General features: G+C 66.7%; 2 protein-coding genes and 1 pseudogene. 2 read left to right on the forward strand and 1 reads right to left on the reverse strand.

Features of this window, described 5'->3' with window-relative positions:
• The first annotated feature begins 231 nt into the window (after nucleotides 1–231).
• Nucleotides 232–1,320, forward strand: a complete 1,089-nt coding sequence (ychF, locus tag G3I42_RS12800; RefSeq protein ID WP_164285480.1) for a redox-regulated ATPase YchF — start codon at nucleotides 232–234, stop codon at nucleotides 1,318–1,320.
• Nucleotides 1,321–1,666: 346 nt separating this feature from the next.
• The gene (locus tag G3I42_RS12805; protein WP_164285482.1) at nucleotides 1,667–2,317 is read left to right on the forward strand and encodes a hypothetical protein; all 651 of its coding nucleotides are present in this window, start codon (nucleotides 1,667–1,669) and stop codon (nucleotides 2,315–2,317) included.
• Between the two features lie 31 nt (nucleotides 2,318–2,348).
• Here the strand turns inward: G3I42_RS12805 and G3I42_RS12810 are convergent.
• Nucleotides 2,349–2,956: pseudogene (locus tag G3I42_RS12810) on the reverse strand (IS5 family transposase); the annotation flags it as partial.

Raw genomic sequence — 2,956 nt, forward strand, 5'->3', positions numbered from 1 at the left:
GGGCGGGACGGGCGGCCGGGGGACGGGGGGACGGCCGCTCGGGCGGCCGGCGCGTACTGGGTTGCTCCACCGCACCAACGTAGGCGCCGGGCCCCGCGCCCTCCGGTCCGGGACACGCGCTTTTGCCCACGGCGCCCCTGCTGCCGTACGGTGCCGGGTCGGCCCCGTACCGCCTCCCTGTACCGTGAAGGGCCACCTTCGGAATTCGCGAGCGGACTTAGTTAGAGAGCCATGAGCACAAGCATCGGTATCGTCGGCCTGCCCAACGTCGGCAAGTCCACCCTCTTCAACGCCCTCACGAAGAACGACGTGCTGGCCGCGAACTACCCCTTCGCGACGATCGAGCCGAACGTGGGCGTCGTGGGCGTGCCGGACCCGCGGCTGCCGAAGCTCGCCGAGCTCTTCGGCTCGGCCCGCATCCTCCCCGCGACGGTGGACTTCGTCGACATCGCCGGCATCGTGCGCGGCGCGAGCGAGGGCGAGGGGCTGGGCAACAAGTTCCTCGCGAACATCCGCGAGACCGACGCGATCTGCCAGGTGATCCGCGCCTTCAAGGACGACAACGTCGTGCACGTGGACGGCAAGGTCTCCCCGAAGGACGACATCGAGACGATCAACACCGAGCTGATCCTCGCCGACCTCCAGACGGTCGAGAAGGTCCTGCCGCGCCTCGCGAAGGAGGCCAGGATCAAGAAGGACGTGGCCCCGAAGCTCGCGGCGGTCGAGGAGGCGAAGGCGATCCTGGAGGCGGGCGACACCCTCTTCTCCAAGGGCATCGCGCAGGGCACGGAGAAAGCCGCCCCCCTCCACGACCTGCACCTCCTGACGACGAAGCCGTTCCTCTACGTCTTCAACGTGGACGAGGACGAGCTGACGGACGACACCTTCAAGGCCGAGCAGCGCGCGCTCGTCGCCCCGGCCGAGGCGATCTTCCTCAACGCGAAGCTGGAGGCGGACCTCGCCGAACTGGACGACGAGGAGGCCCTCGAACTCCTCCAGTCCGTCGGCCAGGACGAACCGGGCCTCGCCACCCTGGCCCGCGTCGGCTTCGAGACGCTGGGCCTCCAGACCTACCTGACCGCCGGCCCCAAGGAAACCCGCGCCTGGACGATCGACAAGGGCGCCACGGCCCCCCAGGCAGCCGGAGTCATCCACACCGACTTCGAACGCGGCTTCATCAAGGCCGAAATCATCTCCTTCGACGACCTCGTCACCACCGGCTCGGTAGCCGAAGCCCGCGCGGCGGGCAAGGCCCGCATGGAGGGCAAGGACTATGTGATGCGGGACGGGGATGTGGTGGAGTTCAGGTTCAATGTGTAGCGGGTGACGTAGCACCACGCCGCTGATCCGGCGAATGTGCGGGTCAGAGGGGGTCCGGCTCTTCGGGGCCGGGCCCTTGGTTCTTTCGGGCTGGGATGGTGCTGGGATGGTGCTGGGAGGGCTGACTTGACGTCACCTGTCGTTACCGCTGCCCATCCGTGCCGTGCTGGATTGGTGGTGGGGTGCGGGCGGGCTGCCCGTGCTGGAACTGGACCTGGCGTGCAGCTCAGCTCTTCTGTGTCTACAGCCACCTGGGCGGGGCCGCTCCCGCCAGTTTCGGTGGTCGTGATCCAGCACTGCCCACGGGAAAACATGCTGACCTGAATCGGTGTGAAGGGGACTACGCATGCTCGAAGAGCTGAACGAGCCGTTGGGCGGTGCGGATGAGGAGATGTACATCTCCGCCCACGCTGCGGAGTACTTCTCCAGTAGACACTCACGCATCGAGTTCATTTCCTTCGAGCACCGAGTCGCGTCTCTCGCCTGGCTGAGCAGCAGGATCGAGAAAAGCGTCGACCTTGAACTGTCGGAGTTGCGGGCGATACGCGCGGCTGGGACGTTCAGGATCAAGGGTTGGGAGGGCGAGTCCGATGAGGCGATGTTCATGCTGGACTCGGACATCAGGCAAATCAGTGCTGGAGTGATCATCGTGGCTGCTGTTGCCGCGCTTGAGTCCCTCATGAACCAGATCTTGGACCAGCCCGGCGACGCGGCTCTACACCGGGCCGGCCTGACGCGAAAGGCTCGTGAGTGCGTTGTCCGGTGGCCGGAGGCTTTGGATGCCGTCGCTCTTGAGGAGGATGTTATTTGGCTTCGGAAGCGGCGCAACTCCTTCGCGCACCGGTTGATCGATGATGTTGACGTCCAGTGGCGAGGGAACGTTCCGGACTGGGACTTCGATGGCGAGGCAGCGGACGAAGCCCTGGTAAGGGTCGGGCAGATCGCTTCGATGCTGGAGGAGGGCTGGGAACGGCAACTGATCAGTGCTGGGAGGTAACCTGCCCCTGCCCTAGGGCGTGTCCGTAAAGTCAGGGGAGCCAGAGGCGGAGGCAGGCGAGGGTGACCATGGCTTGGTAGTGGCGGGCTCGTTTGTCGTAGCGGGTGGCGAGGGCTTTGTTCTGCTTGAGTTTGCTGAAGCAGCGTTCGACGAGGTTGCGGCGCCGGTAGGCGGCACGGTCGAGGCCGCACAGCCTCTCGCCCCTGCTGAGGCGGCCGTTGATCTGGTCGAGTCGTTCCGGGATCGTGCTCTTGATGCCTCGCTTGCGAAGGTAGGCGCGGATTTTCCGGGACGAGTAGCCCTTGTCCGCCGCGACGCGTTCGGGCCGGGTCCTGGGGCGGCCCGGGCCCGGCCGGTTGATGCGGATGCCGGCCATGACGGCTTCGAACTGGGTGCAGTCGTTGACGTTCCCGGCGGTCAGGGTGAAGGCCAGCGGGCGGCCGTTCCCGTCGCAGGCGAGGTGGATCTTCGTGGTCAGCCCGCCGCGGGACCGGCCGATCGCCTCACCGGGCCGGACCTGCCCCTTTTTCGGGCCCCGGCCGCGTGCTGATGCGCCCGCACCGTCGTCGAGTCCACGCAGACCAGCGTCCAGTCGACCTCACCCACCGCGTCCGAGTGCTGCTGGACATGAGCCAGCAG

It is taken from the genome of Streptomyces sp. SID11385 (assembly GCF_010548245.1).
Taxonomy (GTDB): Bacteria; Actinomycetota; Actinomycetes; order Streptomycetales; family Streptomycetaceae; genus Streptomyces.

What these genes read in the sequence shown, in the direction of transcription:
- ychF (WP_164285480.1), top strand. Translation starts at nt 232, where the DNA reads ATGAGCACAAGCATCGGTATCGTCGGCCTGCCCAACGTCGGCAAGTCC.
- G3I42_RS12805 (WP_164285482.1), top strand. Translation starts at nt 1,667, where the DNA reads ATGCTCGAAGAGCTGAACGAGCCGTTGGGCGGTGCGGATGAGGAGATG.